The 22,703-nt window shown below is 58.3% G+C and carries 24 protein-coding genes and 1 tRNA gene; 13 read left to right on the top strand and 12 right to left on the bottom strand.

Going from position 1 to position 22,703, the window contains the following annotated elements; genetic code table 11:
* Positions 1–272: 272 nt before the first annotated feature.
* The 6 genes from C0U40_RS19030 to C0U40_RS19005 all read right to left on the bottom strand — a co-directional run bounded on the left by C0U40_RS19030 (position 273) and on the right by C0U40_RS19005 (position 3,396).
* A tRNA-Phe gene (locus C0U40_RS19030) sits at positions 273–347 on the bottom strand.
* 85 nt (positions 348–432) lie between these two features.
* Complete coding sequence (locus tag C0U40_RS19025; protein ID WP_101657374.1) at positions 433–618, bottom strand: DNA gyrase inhibitor YacG; 186 nt, start codon at positions 616–618, stop codon at positions 433–435.
* Positions 618–1,667 (bottom strand): ribonuclease E/G, encoded by a 1,050-nt coding sequence (locus tag C0U40_RS19020; RefSeq protein ID WP_101657373.1) that lies wholly within the window; start codon positions 1,665–1,667, stop codon positions 618–620. Before C0U40_RS19020 ends, C0U40_RS19025 begins: the two co-directional genes overlap by 1 nt.
* Entirely contained in the window at positions 1,664–2,224 is a 561-nt protein-coding gene (locus tag C0U40_RS19015) for a Maf family protein (RefSeq protein ID WP_101657372.1), read from the bottom strand. Before C0U40_RS19015 ends, C0U40_RS19020 begins: the two co-directional genes overlap by 4 nt.
* A 20-nt stretch (positions 2,225–2,244) precedes the next feature.
* On the bottom strand, positions 2,245–2,463 hold the full coding sequence (infA, locus tag C0U40_RS19010; protein WP_069301276.1) for a translation initiation factor IF-1: 219 nt from the start codon (positions 2,461–2,463) through the stop codon (positions 2,245–2,247).
* Between the two features lie 255 nt (positions 2,464–2,718).
* Complete coding sequence (locus C0U40_RS19005) at positions 2,719–3,396, bottom strand: type 1 glutamine amidotransferase domain-containing protein (protein ID WP_101657371.1); 678 nt, start codon at positions 3,394–3,396, stop codon at positions 2,719–2,721.
* A gap of 262 nt (positions 3,397–3,658) precedes the next feature.
* Here C0U40_RS19005 and C0U40_RS19000 point away from each other — a divergent pair, with 262 nt between their 5' ends.
* Genes C0U40_RS19000 through C0U40_RS18975 form a run of 6 tightly spaced genes read left to right on the top strand, consistent with a single transcriptional unit; the run spans position 3,659 to position 8,987 of the window.
* Positions 3,659–4,648, top strand: coding sequence for a DctP family TRAP transporter solute-binding subunit (locus tag C0U40_RS19000; RefSeq protein ID WP_101657370.1), 990 nt, complete (start codon positions 3,659–3,661; stop codon positions 4,646–4,648).
* The gene (locus tag C0U40_RS18995; RefSeq protein WP_286135119.1) at positions 4,645–5,019 is read left to right on the top strand and encodes a cupin domain-containing protein; all 375 of its coding nucleotides are present in this window, start codon (positions 4,645–4,647) and stop codon (positions 5,017–5,019) included. The genes C0U40_RS19000 and C0U40_RS18995 overlap by 4 nt, the downstream gene beginning before the upstream one ends.
* Entirely contained in the window at positions 5,016–5,489 is a 474-nt protein-coding gene (locus C0U40_RS18990; RefSeq protein ID WP_101657369.1) for a TRAP transporter small permease, read from the top strand. Before C0U40_RS18995 ends, C0U40_RS18990 begins: the two co-directional genes overlap by 4 nt.
* Positions 5,486–6,769: a TRAP transporter large permease gene (locus C0U40_RS18985; RefSeq protein ID WP_101657368.1), complete on the top strand. Its 1,284-nt coding sequence runs from the start codon at positions 5,486–5,488 to the stop codon at positions 6,767–6,769. The genes C0U40_RS18990 and C0U40_RS18985 overlap by 4 nt, the downstream gene beginning before the upstream one ends.
* 29 nt (positions 6,770–6,798) lie before the next feature.
* On the top strand, positions 6,799–8,043 hold the full coding sequence (locus tag C0U40_RS18980; protein ID WP_101657367.1) for a Zn-dependent hydrolase: 1,245 nt from the start codon (positions 6,799–6,801) through the stop codon (positions 8,041–8,043).
* Positions 8,040–8,987 carry an ornithine cyclodeaminase family protein gene (locus C0U40_RS18975; protein WP_101657366.1) on the top strand — a complete coding sequence of 316 codons (948 nt, stop codon included), beginning with the start codon at positions 8,040–8,042 and terminating at the stop codon, positions 8,985–8,987. The genes C0U40_RS18980 and C0U40_RS18975 overlap by 4 nt, the downstream gene beginning before the upstream one ends.
* On the opposite strand, the gene C0U40_RS18970 is transcribed toward C0U40_RS18975, so the two are convergent.
* Complete coding sequence (locus C0U40_RS18970) at positions 8,969–9,901, bottom strand: LysR family transcriptional regulator (protein WP_101657365.1); 933 nt, start codon at positions 9,899–9,901, stop codon at positions 8,969–8,971. The genes C0U40_RS18975 and C0U40_RS18970 overlap by 19 nt on opposite strands.
* 167 nt (positions 9,902–10,068) lie before the next feature.
* Between C0U40_RS18970 and C0U40_RS18965 the strand changes: the two genes are divergently transcribed.
* The 7 genes from C0U40_RS18965 (at position 10,069) to C0U40_RS18935 (ending at position 16,512) form a co-directional block, all read left to right on the top strand.
* On the top strand, positions 10,069–10,413 hold the full coding sequence (locus C0U40_RS18965) for a RidA family protein (RefSeq protein ID WP_180957752.1): 345 nt from the start codon (positions 10,069–10,071) through the stop codon (positions 10,411–10,413).
* 107 nt (positions 10,414–10,520) lie between these two features.
* Positions 10,521–11,135, top strand: a complete 615-nt coding sequence (locus tag C0U40_RS18960; protein WP_101657383.1) for an RraA family protein — start codon at positions 10,521–10,523, stop codon at positions 11,133–11,135.
* A 54-nt stretch (positions 11,136–11,189) separates the two neighbouring features.
* The gene (locus C0U40_RS18955; protein ID WP_101657364.1) at positions 11,190–12,722 is read left to right on the top strand and encodes an ABC transporter substrate-binding protein; all 1,533 of its coding nucleotides are present in this window, start codon (positions 11,190–11,192) and stop codon (positions 12,720–12,722) included.
* 70 nt (positions 12,723–12,792) lie between these two features.
* Positions 12,793–13,713, top strand: coding sequence for an ABC transporter permease (locus tag C0U40_RS18950; RefSeq protein ID WP_101657363.1), 921 nt, complete (start codon positions 12,793–12,795; stop codon positions 13,711–13,713).
* Positions 13,713–14,585, top strand: coding sequence for an ABC transporter permease (locus tag C0U40_RS18945; protein WP_101657362.1), 873 nt, complete (start codon positions 13,713–13,715; stop codon positions 14,583–14,585). The genes C0U40_RS18950 and C0U40_RS18945 overlap by 1 nt, the downstream gene beginning before the upstream one ends.
* A 5-nt stretch (positions 14,586–14,590) precedes the next feature.
* Positions 14,591–15,565, top strand: a complete 975-nt coding sequence (locus C0U40_RS18940; protein ID WP_101657382.1) for an ABC transporter ATP-binding protein — start codon at positions 14,591–14,593, stop codon at positions 15,563–15,565.
* Positions 15,562–16,512, top strand: a complete 951-nt coding sequence (locus tag C0U40_RS18935) for an oligopeptide/dipeptide ABC transporter ATP-binding protein (protein ID WP_101657361.1) — start codon at positions 15,562–15,564, stop codon at positions 16,510–16,512. Before C0U40_RS18940 ends, C0U40_RS18935 begins: the two co-directional genes overlap by 4 nt.
* Positions 16,513–16,579: 67 nt before the next feature.
* On the opposite strand, the gene gyrB is transcribed toward C0U40_RS18935, so the two are convergent.
* The 5 genes from gyrB to dnaN all read right to left on the bottom strand — a co-directional run bounded on the left by gyrB (position 16,580) and on the right by dnaN (position 22,532).
* A complete protein-coding gene (gyrB, locus tag C0U40_RS18930; RefSeq protein ID WP_101657360.1) occupies positions 16,580–18,997 on the bottom strand; it encodes a DNA topoisomerase (ATP-hydrolyzing) subunit B in 2,418 nt (805 codons plus the stop codon).
* Positions 18,998–19,185: 188 nt separating this feature from the next.
* Complete coding sequence (locus C0U40_RS18925) at positions 19,186–19,809, bottom strand: LysE family translocator (RefSeq protein WP_101657359.1); 624 nt, start codon at positions 19,807–19,809, stop codon at positions 19,186–19,188.
* Entirely contained in the window at positions 19,806–20,234 is a 429-nt protein-coding gene (locus tag C0U40_RS18920) for a VOC family protein (protein ID WP_101657358.1), read from the bottom strand. The genes C0U40_RS18925 and C0U40_RS18920 overlap by 4 nt, the downstream gene beginning before the upstream one ends.
* A 62-nt stretch (positions 20,235–20,296) precedes the next feature.
* On the bottom strand, positions 20,297–21,412 hold the full coding sequence (gene recF / locus C0U40_RS18915) for a DNA replication/repair protein RecF (RefSeq protein WP_101657357.1): 1,116 nt from the start codon (positions 21,410–21,412) through the stop codon (positions 20,297–20,299).
* A gap of 1 nt (position 21,413) precedes the next feature.
* On the bottom strand, positions 21,414–22,532 hold the full coding sequence (gene dnaN, locus C0U40_RS18910; protein WP_101657356.1) for a DNA polymerase III subunit beta: 1,119 nt from the start codon (positions 22,530–22,532) through the stop codon (positions 21,414–21,416).
* Positions 22,533–22,703: the final 171 nt, after the last annotated feature.

The following is a 22,703-nucleotide window of genomic DNA, read 5'->3' as shown; positions in this document are numbered from 1 at the left end:
GGCTGAGAAATGACAGAACACAACCCGATCAGCAGGAGCAGAGAGTAGCTTAATTTACGCCAGATCCTGTCCGACAAATGGGGAGCAGCTCAACCAATTTCTGTCAAACCCTTGCGAAGTATGGAGAAATGGGTCGTATAAGGTAAGAATGGTGGTGCTAAAACTTGTATTTTGTGAAAAGCTGGATGTCTGCCGAAAAGAGGGGCTTCGAACCCCAAAAACTACCTTGCCGTTCAGATACTTGGATGAGCTTGCAAGGTCAGATTGCAAAATGGTGCCCGGGGGCGGAATCGAACCACCGACACGAGGATTTTCAATCCACTGCTCTACCCCTGAGCTACCCGGGCACGGGTTTCGAAAGATCGCTTGGCCTTTCGTGGGTCGGGGCGTTTTAGGATAGGCTGGCTGGGGTGGCAAGTGCTTTCTTGCGCCTTAATGAATTTTTGGCTCATCCGGCGTTGTATCAGATGAAAATCCGTCTTCCTCATCCGTATTTCCGCCTGGAATCATGTAGCTTCCGCTCAGCCATTTCCCCAGATCTACATCTGCGCAACGTTTGGAGCAGAAGGGGCGGTATTTCGGGTCGGTTTCCTTGTCGCAGATCGGGCAGCTACTCATCAGGACAGCACCTCTTTCAGTGGCAGGCGTTCGCGTTTGCGTTGGAGTTCGAAATGGCCAAGTCCGGTCCAGCCGACCAGTGCGGTTTCGATGCCATCAGCGCGGAATCCGGCGCGGAGGGCCTGTTCGACCTGCCGCTGGTCTTTGCGGGGCATGGGGGCAAAATCCACGACAATTTGCCCGCCGAGACCGCGCAGGCGCAACTGGCGTGGCAGATCCCTTGCAGCGGCCAAATTTGCCTTCAAACCAGCAGCAAAGGAGGTGTCCGCGCCTGTGTTCACATCCACCGCTACCAGAGCGCTGGTGGGTTCTATGGCCATCCACGCGCCCCCGGACAGCCGTGCAGGCGGAGCAAGCAGATCGTCGATTGCATCGCGAAAGCCGAGCAGTTCCAGCCCGCCGTGTTCCTGCATAACCTCATCGGGATCGGGGTCGACCCATTCGCGCCATGCCACCTGATGGGCCGTTTCCGCGGGGCGAATCAGGGCAGGGGGGCCGCCGGCTTCGCGCAGGACGGATTCGGCAGCTTCGCGCATGGCGCTGATGTCGTCATGGATGGCGTCATCCGCAACACCGTCAGCCACAGAACGGACAATCAGTCCCAGACTTTCATCCGCATCTTCCAGCGCGTCATGGGCGATTTCCAGCAGGCGGTCCCGTTCGTCTTCATCGCGGATTTTGCGGGCGATGTTCAACCCGGGCGCGTCCGGTGTGACGATGCAATACCGGCTTTTAAACAACAGCTTGGGAGAGACTGGCGCGGCTTTGGAGCCCTCGGCATGGGTGGAGACCTGAACCAGCATGGTCTGGCCCGGTGGGATGCCTTTGGCCTGCCGCAAATAGCCCGTCTGCCCGTTGCCAAGGTCCAGCATCATGCCGCTCTGGCCTTTCATCGGGCGCTGGGTCACGGCGCGGTAAATTGCGCCGGGGCGGGGGGAGTTATCCCGGGCCGGATCAACCAGCAGATCGGTTAAAATGCCATCGTCGATCAGGGCGGCGCAATCGCGGCCCTCAATCTGGTCCAGAATAACTAGCCGGCCTTTTCTCATCGTATTCCAAATCCTGATAGCATGGCGGCGGTTTCCGCCAGAGGCAGCCCGACCACGTTTGAGTAAGAGCCGTTGATCGCAGGGATCAAAGCAGCGGCGCGGCCTTGAATGCCGTAGCCACCAGCTTTGCCCTGCCATTCGTCACTGTCGAGATATGCGGTCATTTCGCTGTCCGAGATGCGCTTGAAGCTAACGCGGGTCATAACGGCGCGGTGGATCAGACGGTCGTTAGAGCGCACGGCAACGCCGGTGATGACCTGATGGCGGCGGCCAGACAATAAAGTAAGAAACTTTCCGGCCTCGGCGCGGTCACGGGGTTTTTCCATGATGCGGCGGCCAAGGGCAACGGTGGTATCAGCGCAGAGCACGACCTCGCCGGTTTGCAGCGTGATCGCTTCGGCCTTGGCCACGGCAAGCCTGCGGACATAGGCGCGGGGTGTTTCGTCCCTTAGCGGTGTTTCGTCAATGTCAGCGGGGCGCACTTCTGCCGGCGCGATGGAAATCTGCGCCAGCAGGTCCAGCCTGCGGGGGCTGGCAGATCCGAGTATCAGCCTCATGCGGTCAAACGCACGGCGGATTACTTGTAGCGATAGTTGATACGCCCTTTGGTCAGGTCATAGGGGGTCATTTCCACCTGTACCTTATCCCCTGCCAGAACACGGATGCGGTTCTTGCGCATCTTGCCGGCAGTGTGAGCAATAATTTCATGGCCGTTTTCCAGCTCTACCCGAAATGTCGCATTCGGCAGAAGCTCGACAACGACACCATCGAATTCGAGAAGTTCTTCTTTAGCCATGTTTTCTCCAGTATTGGTGGCCAATAGGGTGGCCGCCATTCATGCGGGGGTACATGATCCGAAAGCAGCAAAATATCAAGCGAAAAGGCTTGCGCGGGACGAAGACTCCGCCCTTCGGTGCTATAAAACGCACAGTTGTAAAGGTTTTTCGGAAAACGGCGGGTAAATTTTAGTCATTTGGCTGCTTGCCAGCAGGGCAGGCGGGCGAATCCCGTAAACTGCGGAGGGCTGGGCGCCCTCCGCCTTGGTAAAGGCTTACGACAATAGCGCGAGCAAGCGTTCCGCCGCTTCTTCCGAGGATGCGGGGTTCTGGCCTGTGACCAGTTTGCCGTCGGTGACGACAAAGGATGCCCAGTCGTCCCCTTTGTGATAGTCGCCGCCGTTGGATTTCAGCATGTCTTCCACAAGGAACGGCACCACGTCCGTCAGGCCGACGCCTTCTTCCTCGCTATTGGTGAAGCCCGTTACCTTGCGCCCGGAAACGAGCGGTTTGCCGTCTGATCCCTTGGTGTGTTTGAATACTGCCGGAGCGTGACAGACCGCGCCGACAGGGCGGTCGCTGCTGGCAAATGTCTCGATCAGACGGGCGCTGTCTGCGTCCTCTGCCAGATCCCACAACGGACCATGACCGCCCGGATAGAAAATCGCGTCAAATCCGTCAGCCGACACCTCAGAAAGAACCTTGGTATTGGCGAGTTCCTTTTGCGCGGCGTCGTCGCCCTTAAACCGTTTTGTGGCGTCTGTTTGCGCGTCTTCCGAGTCACTGGAAGGGTCAAGCGGGGGTTGCCCGCCCTTGGGGGAGGCAAGGGTGATCTCCGCTCCTGCGTCTTTGAACACGTAATAAGGGGCGGCAAATTCCTCAAGCCAGAAGCCGGTTTTATTACCTGTGTCGCCAAGTTTGTCGTGGGAGGTGAGTACCATAAGGATTTTCATAACATATCGCCTTTTGTGCGTGTATTTCCATGGGATGGTCATGCCGGCGGGACCGCCAGCATGATCACCGGTCCTGAGGTAACTTGTGAACAGGGGAATGGTTCCGCATCCCTCCTCAAGAAACTGTGAGAGCTGCACATGCAAAACGCAGCCGCTCGGGTATTCAGAAAAACTGTATCAATCATAGTCTGGGCCTATTTGCGCGAAAATCGCGTTCGGTATTTCTTCTGCGGGAATTGCTGTTCAACAGGAGAAACTAAAAATGAAATCCCCCATTACCCTAATCAAGGGCGGCCTGCTGGCTGCCAGCCTCGCGGCCTTCGTGCCGGTTGCCGCTCTGGCCGCCGACGTGACGATCCGCTTGGGTCACGTCCTGCCGGAAAGCCACAGCTGGCACACTGCCGCGACCGGTTTCGCAGAAGAGGTCAAAAGCCGCACGGAAGGGCGCGTCGCTATCGAGGTTTTCCCTTCGGGACAGCTTGGCAGCGAGAAAGAAGTTATCGAAGGTCTGCAATTCGGGTCTGTGCAAGCCGGCCTGATCGGCTCGGGATCGTTCCAAGGTATTGAACCGCGCATGGGCATCATTGAAATGCCTTATGCTTGGGGTGCTCGGGATCAGGCCTTTGCGGCGCTCGACGGTGATCTGGGAGCCGCGCTGGGCGATATGCTTGACGCCAAGGGCATAAAGGTTCTGGGCTGGTGGGAAAACGGTTTCCGCAACATTACTAACAATGTTCGCCCCGTTGAAAAGCCTGAAGATCTCGCCGGTTTGAAAATCCGTGTGACACCGGACAAAGTGCGGCTGGCAACCTTCGAAGGTCTGGGTGCGGAACCTGCGCCCCTGTCTTTCGGCGAGCTTTATTCCGCGCTGCAACAAGGCCTGTTCGATGCGCAGGAAAACCCGCTGGCAATCATTTATTCGGCGTCTTTCTTCGAAGTACAGAAATACGTTTCTCTCTCCGAACACATCTGGGGTGCTGCGACCCTCACCATGTCAAAATCGGTCTGGGACAAGATCTCTTCCGGCGATCAGGCGATCGTCATGGAAGCCGCCACATCCTGGGGCCTGAAACAGCGTGACATGGTTGCCGCTGCCAATGACGAGCTGATCGCACAGCTTGAAGCAAAAGGCATGCAGTTCAACGAGGTCGACAAAGCCGCCTTTATCGCAGCAGTCGAGCCGATCTGGGAAAGCCAGAAGGATGTCTATGGCGAAGAGCTTTTGACTATTCTGAACACCTATCGCAAATGACCCTGCGTCCTGAAATAACAGAAGTTGCATCGGTGGAACCGGTGCAACTTTACGACTTTTCGCAGAAGGTACTTTTCTCACCTGCTGCGCGCGGTGAAGGCTTTATCAAGCTCTCTGTGACCACCGGCAGGAAGGGTGCGAAATCCACCGCCCACAGCCACCCCCGTGACGAGGTAACACTTACGCTGAAAGGCGAGGCGATCCTGCGGGCGGCGGGCGAGGAATACCACATGACCGAAGGCACTGCCGTGCGCCTGCCCCCCGGTCTGGACCACACGGTAGAGGTGATTTCGGACGAATGGGTGGTTGTTGCGGCTTATTGCGACGAATGCATGCTCTGCCGCGGACCGGAAGGATTTCTGAAACCATGACACTTGGAAGCGGGTCGCTGCGCGCGGCCACAGTTATTGACCGTGCGGCGCGCTGGGTTGGCGCGGCGCTGGTGGCGGGGTTTGCGGCGATGGTCGTTTACGTTGTCATCTCGCGCTACCTGTTTTCGTCCACCCCGCGCTGGGCCGAGGAACTGCCACGCATGGCGCTGGTCTGGCTGACCTTTGTGGGGGCAATCTCGGGCTTTGTGCGCGGATCCCATTTCCGCGCGGGACTGCTTGATCTGGTGAGGATGCCCGCGCCGTTGCGTCGGTTTTTTGCCGTTCTGGCTTGGCTGGCGACCTTTGCTTTCCTTGCAGTGTTCATATGGACCGGATGGAATCTGACCCAGATTACATGGTCGCATCAGACCACGGCTCTCTCGCTGCCCGTCGGAATATTTTATCTTTCTTTGCCGGTTTGCTGCGGATTTGCACTGCTGGGCCTGATCCTGAAAGGAGGCCGCTCATGAGCCTCGCTCTTGCCTTGCTTCTTGTGGTCTTTTTGGTGCTGGTGCTGCTTGACGCGCCCATCGCTGTGGCCCTCGGCCTGTCTTCGATGATCTACCTTCTGATTGCCGATACCGCACCTTTGATTGTGGTTGCGCAACGCGCAGTCGCGGGGATCAACAGTTTTACCTTGCTGGCAATTCCACTGTTCCTGCTGGCGGGTTTGCTTATGGTCCATGGCGGACTTGCGCCGCGGATCATCGCGCTGTGTTCTGCCCTGATTGGGCGGCGCACTGGCGGCTTGGCAATGGTGATGATCATTGCCTGTATGATGTTCGGTTCGCTTTCGGGCTCCGGCGTGGCCGACGTGGTGGCCATTGGCACAATGATGTTGCCTGCGATGAAGGATCAGGGCTATGCGCCGGGCTTTTCGGCTTCTGCGTTGGGCTGTGCCGGATCGCTGGGCACGGTCATCCCGCCGTCAATCGTATTGATCGTCTACGGCACCGCTACCAACAGCTCTATCGGCCAGCTTTTTGTCGCTGCGATCGTGCCTGGTATCCTGCTCGGCCTCGGCCTGATGCTTGTCGCCTGGTGGATCTCCCGCCGCAATGGCTGGCAGGGCGGGGAGCCATTTTCATGGGGAGAACTGGGCCGCGCGGCAAAGGGATCAATCCTTGCCATGCTCGCCCCGATTATCATCGTGGGCGGTATCCGCCTTGGCATCTTTACCCCGACAGAGGCCGCGGGGATCGGTGTGGCCTACGCGCTGTTTATCGGAGTGTTTGTCTATCGTGCTCTGTCGCTTTCAACCTTGATGCGGCTTTTGCGCGAAACCACCGAGATGACCGGCGTGATCCTGTTGGTGATCGCGGCGGCCTCTGTCTTTGGCTGGATTCTGGCAGCGGAACAAGTGCCACAGATGGCTGTAAACGGCATCACGCAGGCCACGGAAAATGCAACCGTCGCGCTTTTGATGATGATGGCGGTCCTGTTGATCCTTGGCACCTTCATGGAAAGTATTGCGATTATTCTGATCCTCGCTCCGGTGTTCCTGCCGATCCTTGGCCACTATGGCATAGATCCGGTCTATTTCGGCATCCTGTTGACCATAAATCTGGCTGTTGGTGCCAATACTCCGCCACTCGGTATCGACCTGATGGCCGCATGCCGGGTTGGTGAAATCTCGCTTAGCGCATCGTTCAAATACCTGATCCCTTTCCTTGGTGTGATGGTTGGCGTGCTGCTTCTACTTGTTCTCTTCCCTGCTCTGATTACCGAACTTCCGGGCATCCTGTTTTGATCCCGACCCTCGAAAGAAAGAAGGTTTCCATGTCGTTTAACCCCGATACCCGTGTCGATCTTGACCGTTTCTGGTCCACCATCGAAGCCTCTGGCGAGATTGGAAAAGGCCGCCCCGGCGGGCTGTCGCGCCTGACGCTTGGCGATGCCGACCGTGATATGCGCGATCTGTTCCGGTCCTGGTGCGAAGAGGCGGGTTTGCGTGTCGAAGTGGATGCCGCCGGCAATATCTTCGGCCACCGCGACGGCACGGACAACGACCTGCCGTCGATCCTGATCGGCAGCCACCTTGACACCCAGATCAACGGCGGTCGCTTTGACGGAATCGCAGGCGTTCTGGCCGGGCTGGAAGTGATCCGCAGCCTGAACGATGCGGGCCATGTCACGAAACGCCCCATTGTGGTGGTGAACTGGACCAATGAGGAAGGCGCGCGGTTCTCGCCGCCAATGGTCGCCTCCGGCTGTTTCGTCGGGAAGTATGACATCGACTGGGTGCATGACCTGATCGGTGATGATGGCGCGCGCTTTGGTGATGAACTGGAACGGATCGGTTACAAGGGCGAACGGGCTTGCACGGCAGGCGAAATCGACGCCTATTTCGAATTGCATATTGAACAGGGGCCGATCCTGGATGCGGAAAAGCGGCAGGTCGGCATCGTAACTGGCGGTTATCCGGTGCGCGGTATGCGGGCATCGTTCAAGGGCCAGACCTCGCACACCGGTCCAACACCGATGGACCTGCGCAAGAATGCACTGGCGGCGGGGGCTCGCTGGCTGACCGCTGTGGATGACATCGGTTGGGATTTCGCGGTCCATGACGGCAAGGCCACGGCCGCGCGGCTGACCGCATGGCCCAACAAGCCGGGGATTTTGTCCGATACTGCCGAAGCGGTCTGTGATGTGCGCCATCCCGACCCGATTACCACCCGCGCCATGGCAGAGAAAATGCGTCGTGCGCTGTTTGAATCCGCGGCGCGTTGTGGCTGCGAGGCGGTGATCGAGGATGAATGGGAATGGGGCGGCGACATCTTTGACCACGAGATGATCGACGGCATCCGCGACGAGGCGGTCCGCATGGGCTTCAACTGGCGCGATATCCAGAGTCAGGCCGGTCACGACGCTTACTTTCTTGCCACCCACTGCCCGACCGCAATGATCTTTGCGCCCTGCGAAAACGGTATTACCCACAACAACGAAGAAAACTGCACGCCCGAGAGCTTTCTTGCCGGGCTTAACATTCTGCTGCATGCAGTGACCAAACGGGCGGATCGATGAGCACTCTGATCGGACATGAGGCGCTTGAAGCCGCGCTGGACTGGCCGGATCTGATCGGGCAGTTGCGTGAATGGTATAGCGGCAAGCCGGTGCAGGCGCCGGACCGGCAGGTACTGACAATAAAGCAGCCCGACGGTAGCGAAGCATCGCTTCTGATCATGCCTGCCTGGGTTCCGGGCGAAAGCATCGGTGTTAAAGTGGTAACCTTTTTCCCCGAGAACGCTGCCAAGGGCCTCCCGACGATCAACGCGGGCTATCTGCTGTTTGACGGCGAGAACGGACAGATGCAGGCGGCTCTGGATGGTGATGCTTTGACCGCGCGGCGCACAGCAGCAGCCTCGGCACTGGCGGCAGATGTCCTTGCGCGCAAGGATGCCCGCAATTTGCTGGTTGTCGGCACCGGGCAGCTTTCGCTTGCTGTCGCGGCGGCGCATAGTGCAGTGCGGTCCTATACTTCGGTGTCAATCTGGGGCCGGAACAGCGAAAAGGCAGCGACTGTGGCCGCCGCGCTAAGAAAGCAGGGCTTACCCGCCCAACCGGTGAGCGATCTTGAAACGGCCTGTCGCGAAGCGGATGTGATCAGTACCGTCACAGCTTCGACAAGGCCCATCATTCATGGAGAATGGCTCAAAGCAGGCAGCCACCTTGATTTGATCGGTGCATTCAAGGGCGACATGCGCGAAAGCGACGATCAGGCGATCAAGCAGGCAGAAGTTTTCGTCGATCTGCGGGCAGGGGCGTCCTTGGCGGGCGATCTTGCCGCACCGCTTGAAGCGGGACAGATCACAGCGGACCACATCCGCGCTGATCTGGCGGAACTCTGCCGTGGTGACCATTCAGGGCGCAGCGATGACACCGCGCGCACCGTTTTCAAATCCGCCGGCATGGCGCTTCAGGATCTGGCGGCAGCCAATATGGCGCGAGATCACACCATATCGGGGTAAAACGCCAGAAGCTCTTGCGCGATATCCACGAATTTCTGCTCCGAGGGCGATAGTTTCTCTCTCGGGGCGTGAACCAGATACACATCCGCCCCTATCGTTTCGTCGGTAATTTTGATCGGCCACAGGTCGCCGCGCCTAATGTCATCCTGCGCGGTCATCAGCGGCAGGATACCAATGCCCATTCCGGCCACGATCATGCGCCGCACTTCTTCGATGTTGGTGCTCAACCCGTTGATGCGATTGCCCAGCCGTGTCCCTTCGCGCAAAACCGACATCGGCTCCAGCCCCATTCCTTCGGTGGCGCAAGCAAAGCTGATGAAGGGTTCGCGTTGCAGATCACGCAGCGCGACGCTTTCCTGCCCGAACAGCGGATGCTCGGCGCCGCAGAACACATAAAATTCTTCCCGGAACAATCGTATCGAAGGCAGGTTGACCAGGGGCTTGGCCAGCAGGCAGAAACCGATCGTTGCGCGCCCCTGCTGGATCGAGCGGACGATCGCTTGGCTGTTCTGGACCTCGCTTTGAAAGGCCACTGACGGATACCGCTGATGGTAAAGCCGCAATAACTCGTCCATCATCGGAGACACCAGATTGCTGATGATCTGATACCGGACCTGCCCGCGTTCCTCTTCTTCGGCATCACGGACCAGAAGATTGATCCGTTCGGCACTGTGAAAGATGTCGCGGCATTCCTGAAAGATTTTGTCGCCGCGGGTTGTCAATTCAAAGTGGCGGCTGTCGCGAAAGACCAACTGGCAACCGAGCTGGGCTTCGAGCTTTTGCAGCGCGTTGCTGACAGACGGCTGGCTCAGGCCAAGCCGGTTCGCGGCCTTGGTAATGCTTTGCTCTTTCGCAATCATGTAGAACATGCGCAGCAGGTTCCAGTTCAGGTCGGATTGCGTTTGGATGTTCATACGGGCGATTCGTTTTCATGTTAGGGTTGTCTGAGGGTACCCTATTTTCACCAATCCCAGCATAGTCAACGCCAATACTTGAAATGGGTTCAGGCTATGGGGCGCATCTGTGCCCATTGCCTGCGTTAGTATAAACTTGCCGCTCATTTCATCAGAAAGCAAAAAACATGAGCATCACCCGTTTTCACACCGGCCCACGTATGAGTCAGGCCGTCGTTCACAACCACACCGTTTACCTTGCCGGTCAGGTCGGCACTGCCGGTGCCGATATCGCCACCCAGACCCAGGATTGTCTGGACGCCATCGACCGCCTGCTTGCGGAAGTAGGCAGTGATAAATCAAAGCTGTTGCAAGTCATCATCTGGCTTGCTGATATGGCCGATTTCGAGGGAATGAACACGGTCTACGACGAGTGGATCGATCCTGCCAATCCGGCAGCGCGTGCTTGTGGTGAAGCCAAGTTGGCCACGCCGGAGTACAAGGTGGAATTCATCATTACAGCGGCGGTCTGAACGCCCCGTTCGTGCCGGAGGTTATGCTTGCCATAACCTCCGGCTATTTGACCCACCGGCTGTCTCACCGCCATCCTTTTCCCACAAATCAGGCGACAGGACAGGGCATGACATCTCAAATCGACCTTTCGGACATCGAAACAGCAACGCTGGGCCATTTCCTTGAATCCGGCTTTATGTCGCCTGCGCTGCAGGGGCTGTTGCCAGGTCGGGCTGTCTTTGGACCCGCCTTGACTGTGCGGATGCTTGGCGATGACGGCGCGATGCTGACCGAGGCACTGTCCGTCGCAAAACCCGGGCAAGTCATCGTCATTGACCGTTGCGGCGATCTTCGTCACGCCTGCTGGGGCGCCGTAACAACGGCAGCCGCCAAAGCACGCGGCGTAGTGGGGGCGGTGATCGACGGTTTTGTCACCGACCGCTCCGCCATTGAACAAGAAGACTTTCCAGTCTGGTGCCGCGGGCGGTCACCGATCACCACCAAGCCGCGCGGGCTTGGCGGCGATTTCAACGTGACCGTGGGGTGTGGTGGCGTCTCTGTCCGGCCCGGCGATATCATTCTGGCTGACGAAAACGGGGTTGCCGTACTGGACAAGGATCAGGCCGCAGCCCACGTCGAACGCGCCCGTAAAATGCAGGAGGAAGAGGTCACGATCCTTGAACGACTGCGTGCGGGCGAAACACTGGCCGAAATAGCGCGGGGTGCAAAACAGCCCGCTTAGAACCGGAAAACCGGCGTAAATCACCTCCCCTTCACTCAACCGACAGAGAGATACATGACACAGACATTTACCCTAAAAGGCCTCACTGTAATGGCCGCCCTTGCTGCCAGCACAGCGCTGACACTTGGCACACCGGTCCTTGCCGATAAGGCCTCCAACGCGCTCAACGTAGCTTTCGCTGCCGAACCGGAGCCGCTCGATACCTACAAGATCGCCGGGCGTCAGGGTCTGATCCTTGCACGGCACATCTATGACGGGTTGCTCTACAAGAACCTCGACACCGGAGAGATCGTTCCAGCTCTGGCTGAATCTTGGGAATTCACCGGCCCGCTGACAATGGAATTTGTCCTCCGCCAAGGTGTCAAGTTCCACAATGGCGCCGACTTTACCGCCGATGATGTGGTTGAAACGCTCAACACAGTGATCACACCGGAATACGGTACCCGCTATTCGATCTCGGTTGACTGGATCGACAGCGTCGAGAAGCTGGACGACTATAAGGTCCGCATCAACATGTCCAAACCCTTTGCCGGTGCGATCGAGATGCTGGCTGATGCGCTACCGATCTATCCGCACGCCTTCTTTGCAGAGAACGGGTCCGCCGGTATGTCTGCCACTCCGATCGGAACCGGCCCCTACAAGCTGATCAGTCAGGAACCGGGCATCCGGTATGAAATGGAACGGTTCGAGGATCACTACGAAGGCAGCCCTAAATCCGGCGCTACCATCGACAAGATTTCTGTCCGCACCATCCCCGAGATGAACACACAATACGCCGAGTTGATGTCCGGTTCGCTGGACTGGATCTGGCGCATTCCACCGGATCAGGCGGCGAAGCTTGAGAGCCGTGTGCAGATCATCAGCGCGCCAATCATGCGCATCGGTTATGTTGGCTTTGCGCCCGAGGCGATGGCCGGAGACACGCCGATTGCCGACAAACGTGTCCGTCAGGCTTTGATCCACGCCACAAACCGTGGCGCGATCGTTGACGCCTTTGCCGGTGGCGCGTCCAAGGTGCTGAACACCCCGTGCAATCCTGCGCAGTTCGGCTGCGAACAGGATGTAGCGGCCTATGACTACGACCCCGAAAAAGCCAAGGCGTTGCTGGCGGAAGCCGGTTATGAAGACGGCTTCACGATGGAGATGGTCTTTGCTGCCATGCCGCGCCCGACAGCCGAAGCTGTGGCCGCTGATCTCGCCAAAGTCGGTGTCACGCTGGAGCTGAACGAGCAGCAGTATTCTTCCGGTATCGGCAAATGGCGTGCCAAAGAACTTCCGGCGTTCTTCTCGAACTGGGGCAGCTACGGCATCGGTGACACCGCGTTTATCCTGTCCAACTTCTTTGGCGGCGGCGCGGATGACCTTGTGCAGGACGCTGAACTGGCCGAATGGCTGACCGAGGCCGACACGGCATCGGACCGCGATGTGCGTTCAGAGAACTATTCCATGGCGGTCAAGAAGATTGCGGAAGAGGCCTATTGGATGCCGATGTACAATTTCAACGTCAACTATGGTCTGTCCAACGATCTGGACTTCACTCCGCACCCTGACGAGTTTGCCCGTTGGTGGGCTGCAAGCTGGAAGTAAGCTGGCGCTGCCAACGTAACGGGCCGGACGGTTTTCTCCCTGACGTCCGGCCCAAATAACGGAAAGACCTATGCTCTCTTTCATTTCCAAACGTCTGCTTGTGGCGCTTCTTGTCTGTCTGACTGTCTCGGCGTTGAGCTTTGGCTTGATGTTCGTGTCGGGTGACCCTGCGATTGCCATCGCAGGAGCCGGTGGCCGGGCCGAGGATGCCGAGGCGATCCGCGTGGCCTATGGCTTTGACCGGCCTTTGATCGTTCAATACCTTGACTGGATCGGAAGTGCCCTGACCGGCAATCTGGGGCAGAGCATCTATTTCAATGTGCCGGTGACCGAGATCATCGGCAACCGTGTCGGCGTCACACTGACGCTCGGCTTCATTTCATTTCTGGTGGCCTTGGTAATCGCGGTGCCTTTAGGTGTCGCGGCGGCGCTCCGGCCGAACGGCTGGCTTGACCGCTTCGCGCTGGTGATTGCCGTTTCGGGTCAGGCAATACCGAGTTTCTGGTTGGGCTTGATGGCCATCGTTGTCTTTGGCGTCTGGTATGGCTGGGTTCCGATTTCGGGTGCGGACACATGGCAGGGTTACATCCTGCCGGTCATCGTGCTGAGTTATTATGCTATCCCGGAACTCATGCGTATTACGCGTTCGGGCATGATCGATGTGTTGGCTACGGATTACGTGCGGGCCGCGCGGGCCAAAGGACTGCCGATGCATCTGGTGATTTCGCGCCATGCCCTGCGCAATGCGGTATTGCCACTGGTGTCTCTGGCTGCGGTGCAACTGGGCCAGCTTTTGTCAGGCTCCATCGTGATTGAGAGTGTATTCGCGCTGAACGGGCTGGGGCGACTGGCTTGGGAATCCCTTCTGCGCAGTGACCTTCCGGTGGTACAGGCAATCATCCTGATCCTTTCGCTGCTTTATGTGGTCCTGACCACGCTGGCCGATATCCTGAACGCGGTGCTGGATCCGCGCCTGAGAGGGAACTCCTGATGTCCGACGTCAATATGGAAACCGCCCGCCCCACGGTCTGGCGCAAGATGCGCGGCAATACAGGCACCCTGATCGGAGGAACACTTCTGGCGATTATTATCCTCATTGCTGTGTTCGCGCCGTTGCTTGCGCCCCACGACCCGATTGCACAGGATCTGACCCGGCGACTGCTGCCCCCTTTCTGGCATGACCGTTCGGTGCCGGAACATCTTCTTGGAACCGATCATCTGGGACGCGATTACCTGTCGCGCCTCATCTACGGGGCGCGGGTCTCGTTGGGTGTCGGACTGGGGGTGATCCTTGTGTCCGGGGTCATCGGTATCACGCTTGGCCTGATTGCAGGATATTTTGGCGGCTGGATCGACATGGTTATCAGCTTTGCCACAACAGCGCGTTTGTCTTTGCCTATCGTGCTGGTTGCTTTGGCGGCTGTGGCTTTGGGCGGAGCATCCCTGACGACGCTGATAACGGTGCTGGGGCTGCTTTTGTGGGACAGGTTTGCAGTCGTCACCCGCGCTGCCGCACAAAGCCTGCGGCATCAGGAATTCATTATGGGCCTGCGGGCCATCGGTGCCAGCCGGACGCTTATCCTGTTCCGTGAAATTTTGCCCAACATGCGCGCCACGATCCTTGTCGTCGTGTCGCTGGAGGTTGCAAACGTGATCCTGCTGGAAGCGGCCTTGTCCTTCCTCGGGCTCGGGGTGCGTCCGCCGACACCAAGCTGGGGACTGATGATTTCCGAAGGCCGTGACAATATCCTGTTTGATCCGTGGCTGATCGCTCTGCCCGGATCGGCGCTTTGTGTGCTGGTGCTCGCGGTGAACCTGTTTGGTGACGGAATGCGCGACATAACGGGGCCTGCACGCAAATGACCGAGATGATGCTTGATATACGCAATCTGAAGGTGTCGATCCCCACCGACAGAGGCATGTTGAACGCGGTTCGGGGTGTAGATCTACAGATAGCCAAGGGAGAGACGCTCTGCCTAGTGGGGGAGTCGGGTTGCGGTAAATCACTGACGGCGACTTCGATTATGGGGCTGCTACCGCGCTATGCCAGGGTTACAAGCGACCGTTTCGAGATGGCGGGGCAGGACCTTAGTACCAAGACTGACGCCAAACTGGCAAAGCTGCGTGGCCGCGATGTGGCGATGATCTTTCAGGATCCGACCAGCGCGCTGAACCCGACGCTTACCATAGGGCGGCAACTGACCGAAGGCGTCATGCGCCACGAAAAATTGAGCCGGAGCGAAGCTGACGCCCGCGCAATTGAGATGCTCGACCGCGTGGGAATCGCCAATCCGGCAGCACGGCTGACACAATACCCGCACGGGTTTTCCGGCGGGCAACGCCAGCGTATCATGATCGCCTCGGCGCTGATGGGACGGCCCGGTTTGCTGATCGCGGACGAGCCGACGACGGCGCTGGACGTGACCATTCAGGCCCAGATCCTGACGCTTCTGGGCGAACTGCAAGCCGATCTTGGCCTGTCGCTTTTGCTGATTACCCATGATCTGGGCGTGGTCGCGGCCATCGCCGACAATGTCGCGGTGATGTACGCCGGCCGGATTGCGGAACGCGCTTCCGCCGTGGAACTCTTTGCCGCGCCGCGCCACCCCTATACCAAAGGGTTGCTTGCTGCCATTCCGGTTCCGGGCGTCACCCGGCGGGGCAGTGAATTGCCTGCCATTCCGGGACGTGTGCCGGGACTGATTGGCACGATGCAGGGCTGCGCCTTTCGTGATCGCTGCTCTATTGCCGGACCGGAGTGTGCAAACGATCCGGTGCCACTTGTCAGCACCGGACAAGGACATTTCATTGAATGTGTCAAAGCAGCGGAGGTGTCAGTATGACCGCCCCGATCCCGATGATCCGCATGAGCAACATCCGCAAAACCTATCGCTTGCGCCGTGGCATGTTCGCCCCGACCGAAGAATTGGTGGCTGTCAACGACCTGTCGCTAGACGTGGCTGAAGGCGAAACGCTTGGTCTCGTCGGTGAATCCGGCTGTGGCAAGAGCACGGCGGTCAGTATCATGCTGGGTCTGCTAAAACCTGATTGTGGTGAGGTCGAGATTGCAGGCCAAAAGATCGGCGCGATGGCGGTTGCCGATCGTGTGCGGCTGATCCAGCCGGTGTTTCAGAACCCCAATGCCTCGCTCAATCCGGTCAAGCGCATCCAGACACTTGTAGGTCAGCCGCTGCGATTGCATGGCGGCATGAATGTCGATGCAGAGGTTAAAAGGATGCTCGATCTGGTGGGGCTGCCTACACGATTGGCCGATGCCTACCCCGGTGAACTCTCAGGCGGGCAAAGGCAGCGGGTCGCCATCGCCCGCGCCCTCATCCTCGGCCCCCGCGTTCTGATCTGTGACGAGCCGACGTCGGCACTTGATGTTTCGGTGCAGGCGCAAATCATTAACTTGTTGCTTTCGCTGAAGAAAGACCTCGGACTCACAATGGTGTTTGTAAGCCATAACCTCGCCGTGGTCGAGCATCTGGCCGACCACGTGGCTGTCATGTATCTCGGGCAGAAAATCGAAGAAGCTGCGACGGATGCACTCTTTGCGGATGCCTGCCATCCATACAGCCGCGCCCTCCTGTCTGCGACCTTGCTGCCCGACCCGCAAGTGGGCCTGCCCAAACAAAAGCTGGGCGCAGCAGCGGCGGACCCTTTTGCAGCGCGAGAGGGCTGTCTTTTTGCACCCCGTTGTCCGGATGTAAAACAAAGCTGTTTCGAAAATTCGCAAGAGCTGCGTCGGTTGCGCGAAAGCAGTGTGAGATGCGAAAGGGCGCAGTGATCCGCCCCTATCCGCGACGCGCAAACTTATGCGCGCCACGCAATTTTATGTGCTTCCTTACACCAGATCAGAAATCCAGATTTTCCACACTCAGGGCATTCTGCTGAATAAAGTCGCGGCGGGGTTCTACTACGTCACCCATCAGCTTCGTGAACAGATCATCCGCATCCGCGATATCTTCAACGCGGACCTGCAGCAGGGTGCGGGCTTCAGGGTCGAGTGTCGTCTCCCAGAGCTGGTCGGGGTTCATCTCGCCCAGACCCTTATACCGTTGCAGAGACAGGCCCTTTTCGCCTTCTTCCATGACCAGAGACAACAGGTCGGTTGCCCCGAAGACAGGTTGGGATTTGTCCTTGCGGGTGAAGGTCGCGATAGAACCATAAACCTCTTGCAGGCTCTCTGTCAGACCGCCGAGTTTGCGCGACTCGCTGCTGCGCAGGCATTTGCCGTCCAGCGTGTGGCTTTCTTCAACACCGCGCAGGATACGGGCAAAGCGCAGTCCGTGGTCCTGTGTGATCCGGCCGGTCCAGCCCTGTTCGTATTCCAGCGAAACCTTGTTCAGCCGTGCCGCCACTGCATCGGCCACACCTTGCGCGTTTTCATCTACGCGGCCCGGCACCAGACCACCGGCAATGGCGGCCTGTTCCAGCACGTGGCGGTTGTAATGGGTCGGGAAGGCGTTCAGCAGGAATTTAACCTTGCGGGCTTCCTCAACGACACGGGCAAGATCGGCGCCGGTGATGACAGTACCGTCCGCCAGCCGCAGCGTGCTTCCCTCAACCCCTTGGCTTACAAGGTAATCTTCAAGGGACTGCTGGTCCTTCAGATAAACTTCGGACCGGCCCCGTGCCACTTTGTAAAGGGGCGGCTGGGCGATATAGAGGTAGCCGCCTTCAATCAGTTCGGGCATCTGCCGGAAGAAGAAGGTCAGCAGCAGTGTGCGGATGTGTGCACCGTCCACGTCCGCATCGGTCATGATGATGACCTTGTGATAGCGCAGCTTTTCGATGTTGAATTCGTCGCGGCCGATCCCGGTGCCAAGGGCGGTGATCAGGTTGGTAATCTGCTCGGACGACAACATTTTGTCAAAGCGTGCCCGCTCGATGTTAAGGATTTTACCCCGCAGCGGCAGAACCGCCTGATTTTCGCGGGAGCGCCCCTGTTTGGCAGAACCACCCGCGGAATCCCCCTCCACGATGAAGACTTCGGATTTGGACGGATCCCGTTCCTGACAGTCAGCCAGCTTGCCGGGCAGTCCGGTGCCGCCAAAGGCTGTCTTGCGCCGTGTCAACTCGCGGGCCTTGCGGGCGGCTTCGCGGGCCAGTGCGGCCTCTACGATCTTGGAGACGATGTTTTTGGCCTCAACGGGGTTTTCTTCAAACCATTCGGCCAGTTTTTCGTTCATCAGACCCTCAACCGCGGGGCGGACTTCGGAACTGACCAGTTTATCCTTGGTCTGGCTGGAGAATTTCGGGTCCGGCACCTTCACCGACAAAACGCAGGTCAGACCTTCGCGGGCATCGTCACCGGAGAAGGAAATCTTCTCTTTTTTGGCGATGCCGCTGGACTGGGCGTAATTGTTAATGGTGCGGGTCAGCGCGCCGCGGAAACCCGCCATATGGGTGCCGCCATCCCGCTGGGGGATGTTGTTGGTGAAGGGCAGCACCATTTCGTTGTAACTGTCATTCCACCACATGGCGACTTCAACGCCGATATCGTCTTTTTCACCCACCACATAGATCGGTTCGGACAGCAGACCGGTTTTCGAGCGGTCGAGGAATTTCACGAACTCCTTAACGCCGCCTTCATATTGCAGAACGCTTTCCAGATGCTCTGACGGGCGTTCGTCCCGCAGGATGATTTTCACACCGGAGTTCAGAAATGCCAGTTCGCGCAGACGGTTTTCAAGGGTCTTGAAGCTGTAATCGCGGTTGGAAAATGTATCGGTAGAGGCCATGAAGCGCACTTCGGTACCGGTCTCGCCGTTGGCATCCCCGACCACCGCCAAAGAGCGTGCTGTGTCGCCGTGTTCAAAGCGTGCAGTGTGTTCTTTCCCGTCCCGCCAGATGCGCAGTTCCAGCCAGTCCGACAGCGCGTTCACAACCGAAACACCAACCCCATGCAGACCGCCTGACACCTTGTATGAATTGCTGTCGAATTTACCACCAGCGTGCAGCTGGGTCATGATCACTTCGGCCGCAGAGACGCCTTCTTCCTCGTGAATGCCAACCGGAATGCCGCGACCGTTGTCCCGCACGGAAACGCTTTCATCGGCGTGAATTGTCACCGAAACAAAGTCCGCATGTTTGGCAAGCGCCTCGTCAATGCCGTTGTCCACGACCTCATAGACCATATGGTGCAAACCCGAACCGTCGTCGGTGTCACCGATATACATGCCGGGCCGTTTGCGAACAGCCTCCAAGCCTTTGAGAACCTTAATAGAATCGGCACCGTACTCTTCCGGTGAAATTTGCTCTTCTGACATGGATACGCCTTCTGGGATTTTTCCCAATTTATAGCGTTTTGCAGAGAGAATGTCACGTCCAAGACACAATATTTTGTGGTGGAATACCGCCCGTAGCGCGCTTGGTCCGGCAGGGTCTGAAATGACAGCGGAGCAGGCTCCATTTTCTTAAAATATCCACTACAAACCTGTCATCCCGTATAGCCGTTTCAAGTCAAGGCGATCAGCACCCCGACCCCGATCAATGCAGCGCCGGAGACCTGATTGAGCCGCCGCACAGCTTTGGGAGATGACAGAAAACGACGCATCCTGTCCACCATCAGGGCGAGCATCAGATTACCCAAAAGCGGAACGATGAGAGAGATCATGCAGATTGCAGCTATGTCGAGCACAGTGATCGTGCGGAAGTCGAAGAAGCCGGGCAGGACACCCATGTAAAACAGGATCGCCTTGGGGTTTGACAGGATCACCAGTACACCTGCTATGAACCCCGCCCACATGCCGGGGCGGGTCAGGCGGGAATTGCCTTCTTCCAGCGTTTGCATCGGTTTGCGCAGCAGACTGACGCCCATGATCAGGAACATCGCTGCGCCGATGTATTTCAGCACGATCATGAAATCCGCATAGACCGAGACCAGATAACTGACCCCGAAAACCGCGACCAGCGGCCAGAGCACATCGCCCACGACCACGCCGAGCGCAAGCGGCCAGGCGCTGTGAAAGCCGCCACTGACCGCGCGTGCAATCAGCGCCACCCAAACAGGGCCGGGGGTCAGGAACAAAAGGAAAATAGCGCCTGCATATAAAAGCAGGTCAATCGGGGAAATACTCACGCGTCGCCTGTCAAATAGCCGTCTGCATCAAAGGTCCAGAAGGGGTTGTGGGCATATTCCCAAAGGTGGCCGTCCGGATCGGCAAACATGCCGGAATAACCGCCCCAGTCTGTTCCCGCCGGTTTGCCGACTTCAATGGCGCCCGCTTCCATAGCAGCGTCAAAGGCGGCATCCACGGCGGCGGGGCTGTCATAGTTGGTTGCCAGAGTGATTGACCCTGTCGTGCGCGGGGCAATCGGCATGCCAATATCGCTGGTCAGAGCATCCCGGCTGTAAAGCGACAGGAGCAATCCGCGCAATTTGAAGAAGGCTATATTTTCATTGCCGCCTTCAGCTTCCTGCCACCCCAGCTTCAGATAGAAATCGCGGGATGCCGAGATGTTCTGAACCGACAAGGTTATCATTGTGACGCGTTGTGGTGTCATCGGGCTGCCTTTCTTGCGGATAGTCGGGGCGCTAAGGATTCCAACGGAGTCTCAATATTTCACTAATGTGTTTCTACCACAGAAAGCCCGTTTTCCTCGCGCACTGCAAGTCGCATCGCGCGGGTGCCGAAATCGGTGAATAACTCCGGCCCTGTTCCTGTCATCCAGGCCTGAGCACCAAGGGCGCAGATCTCGTCAAAGAGCGCGGCGCGGCGGCTGGCGTCAAGATGGGCGGCGACTTCATCCAGCAGCAGGATCGGCGGCGCCCCGAATTCCTGCGCCAGCGCACGGCTGTTTGCCAGAATAAGCGAAATCAGCAGGGCTTTCTGCTCTCCGGTGGAACAGTTGCGCGCGGCGATGCCTTTGGCCACATAGACCGCTTCCAGATCGGCGCGGTGGGGGCCGATCAGGGTGCGTCCGGCCATCAGATCACGGTTGCGGTTGCCCGCAAAGGCCGCGGCCAGTTCTTCGTCGGTTTCGGGCAGGGCGATGCCGTCAGCGTGGATCAGGGTACAGTGCGCCGCAGGAAAAGCTGTGTCTGCCTTGTCTTGGGCGGCTTGTAACAACGTCAGGGCTTCTGTGCGGTTGGCGTGGATTTGCGCACCGGCGCGGGCCATCTGGGATTCGACAGCGCTGTACCAAGCAGGATCGCGCACCTGATCTTTCAGCATCCGGTTGCGTTCGCGCATTGCTTTGTCATAGGTCAGGCTTGCATCGGCATGGCCCGGATGAAAGCTGAGAGCGAGCCGGTCGAGAAACCGTCGGCGCCCTTCGGCTCCTTCCACCCAAAGCCTGTCCATCACCGGCACCAGCCAGACGACCCGTCCGACACGCCCCAAGGCGGCCTGCGATGTGGTCTTGTCGTCAATCCGCACCACCCGCGATCCGCTGCCCGCGAAAGTGGTTTCGATTTCGTGTATCTGGTTGAGGCTTTGAAGCACGCCCGAGATTTTCCAGCCCACCGATTCCGGCGCGCGGGCCAGTTCGTCTACCTTGGCAGCGCGCAGCCCACGCCCCGGCGAAAGCAGAGAGATCGCTTCAAGTATGTTGGTCTTACCCGCCCCGTTTGCCCCGTAAATCGCAATCGGCCGCCCGTCTGTTTCCAGACGGGTCATCTTGTGGGATCGGAAATGGGAAAGCGTCAGGCTTTGCAGCGCGAGTGTCGGGGCTGCGGGCAACTTACACCCGCATCGGCATCACGACATAGACCGCGGTTTCATCGTTGCCTTCCCGCATCAAAGTCGGGTCGCCGGACGAGTTGAACATGAACACGGCATTCTCGCGGTCCACCTGTCCGGCGATTTCCAGCAGGTATTTGGCGTTAAAGCCGATTTCCAGCCGTTCGTCGCCATAGGCCACGGCCAGTTCTTCTTCGGCGGCTCCGCTGTCCGGTGCGTTGACAGACAGGATCAGACGGTCTTCGTCCAGTGCCAGTTTCACGGCGCGGGAACGTTCGCTTGATACAGTGGAAACACGATCCACCGCCTTTGCAAACTCTGCCGCATCCACCTCCAGACGGCGCGTGTTGCCTTGGGGAATCACCCGTGTGTAATCAGGGAAGGACCCGTCGATCACTTTGGAGGTCAGGGTAATTTCCGGTGTGGCGAAGCGTACTTTGGTCTCGGAGACCGACACAGCGATATCCGCGTCGTCATCTTCCAGCAGCTTGCGCAGTTCGCCCACGGTTTTGCGCGGAACAATCACACCGGGCAGGCCTTCCGCGTTTTCCGGCAGGGGTGCATCGATCCGGGCCAGTCGGTGACCGTCCGTTGCAACGCAGCGCAAGACTTTCTCGCCGTCACGATCTGACGCGTGCATATATACACCGTTGAGATAATAGCGGGTTTCTTCTGTCGAGATGGCAAATTTCGATTTGTCGAACAGGCGCCGCAACACAGCAGCATTCGCTGTGAAGTTGCAGTCATAGTCCGAGGTGGCCATGACCGGAAAATCTTCTTTGGGCAGCGTCGCAAGAGAGAAGTTGGAGCGGCCCGCGCTGACCTCAAGGCGGCCGGATGCGCCGTCGTCCAGCAGATCGACCATCGCGCCGTCAGGCAGTTTGCGTACGATTTCGTGCAGTGTGTGGGCGCCCACAGTGGTCGAACCCGACCGTTCCACCATCGCAGGTGTCTTGTCCACGACCTCTATATCCAGATCCGTGGCGCGGAAGCTGGCAGTATTGCCTTCGGCTTCGATCAGCACATTGGCCAGAATAGGGATCGTATTGCGACGCTCCACTACGGATTGCGCCTGTGACATCGCTTTTAGCAAAGCGCTGCGTTCAATACTGACCTTCATGTCCCGCTCCTCAGATTGCGTGGGTCGCAAACTCTACGCCAAATGGCTTCGATTTCAAGCTCTGTTTCACAAAGCACGGGATAGCGCAAAGGGTCAAGCAGAAGGCGAATCGGAACGGCAAAAAACCCTGCAATCTTACGGGGATGCCACAGAGTTGCCCAAGGGCTGCCC

The organism is Neptunicoccus cionae, from assembly GCF_002860325.1.
GTDB lineage: Bacteria > Pseudomonadota > Alphaproteobacteria > Rhodobacterales > Rhodobacteraceae > Amylibacter > Amylibacter lutimaris.
This window is presented reverse-complemented; position numbering and strand designations above follow the sequence as displayed.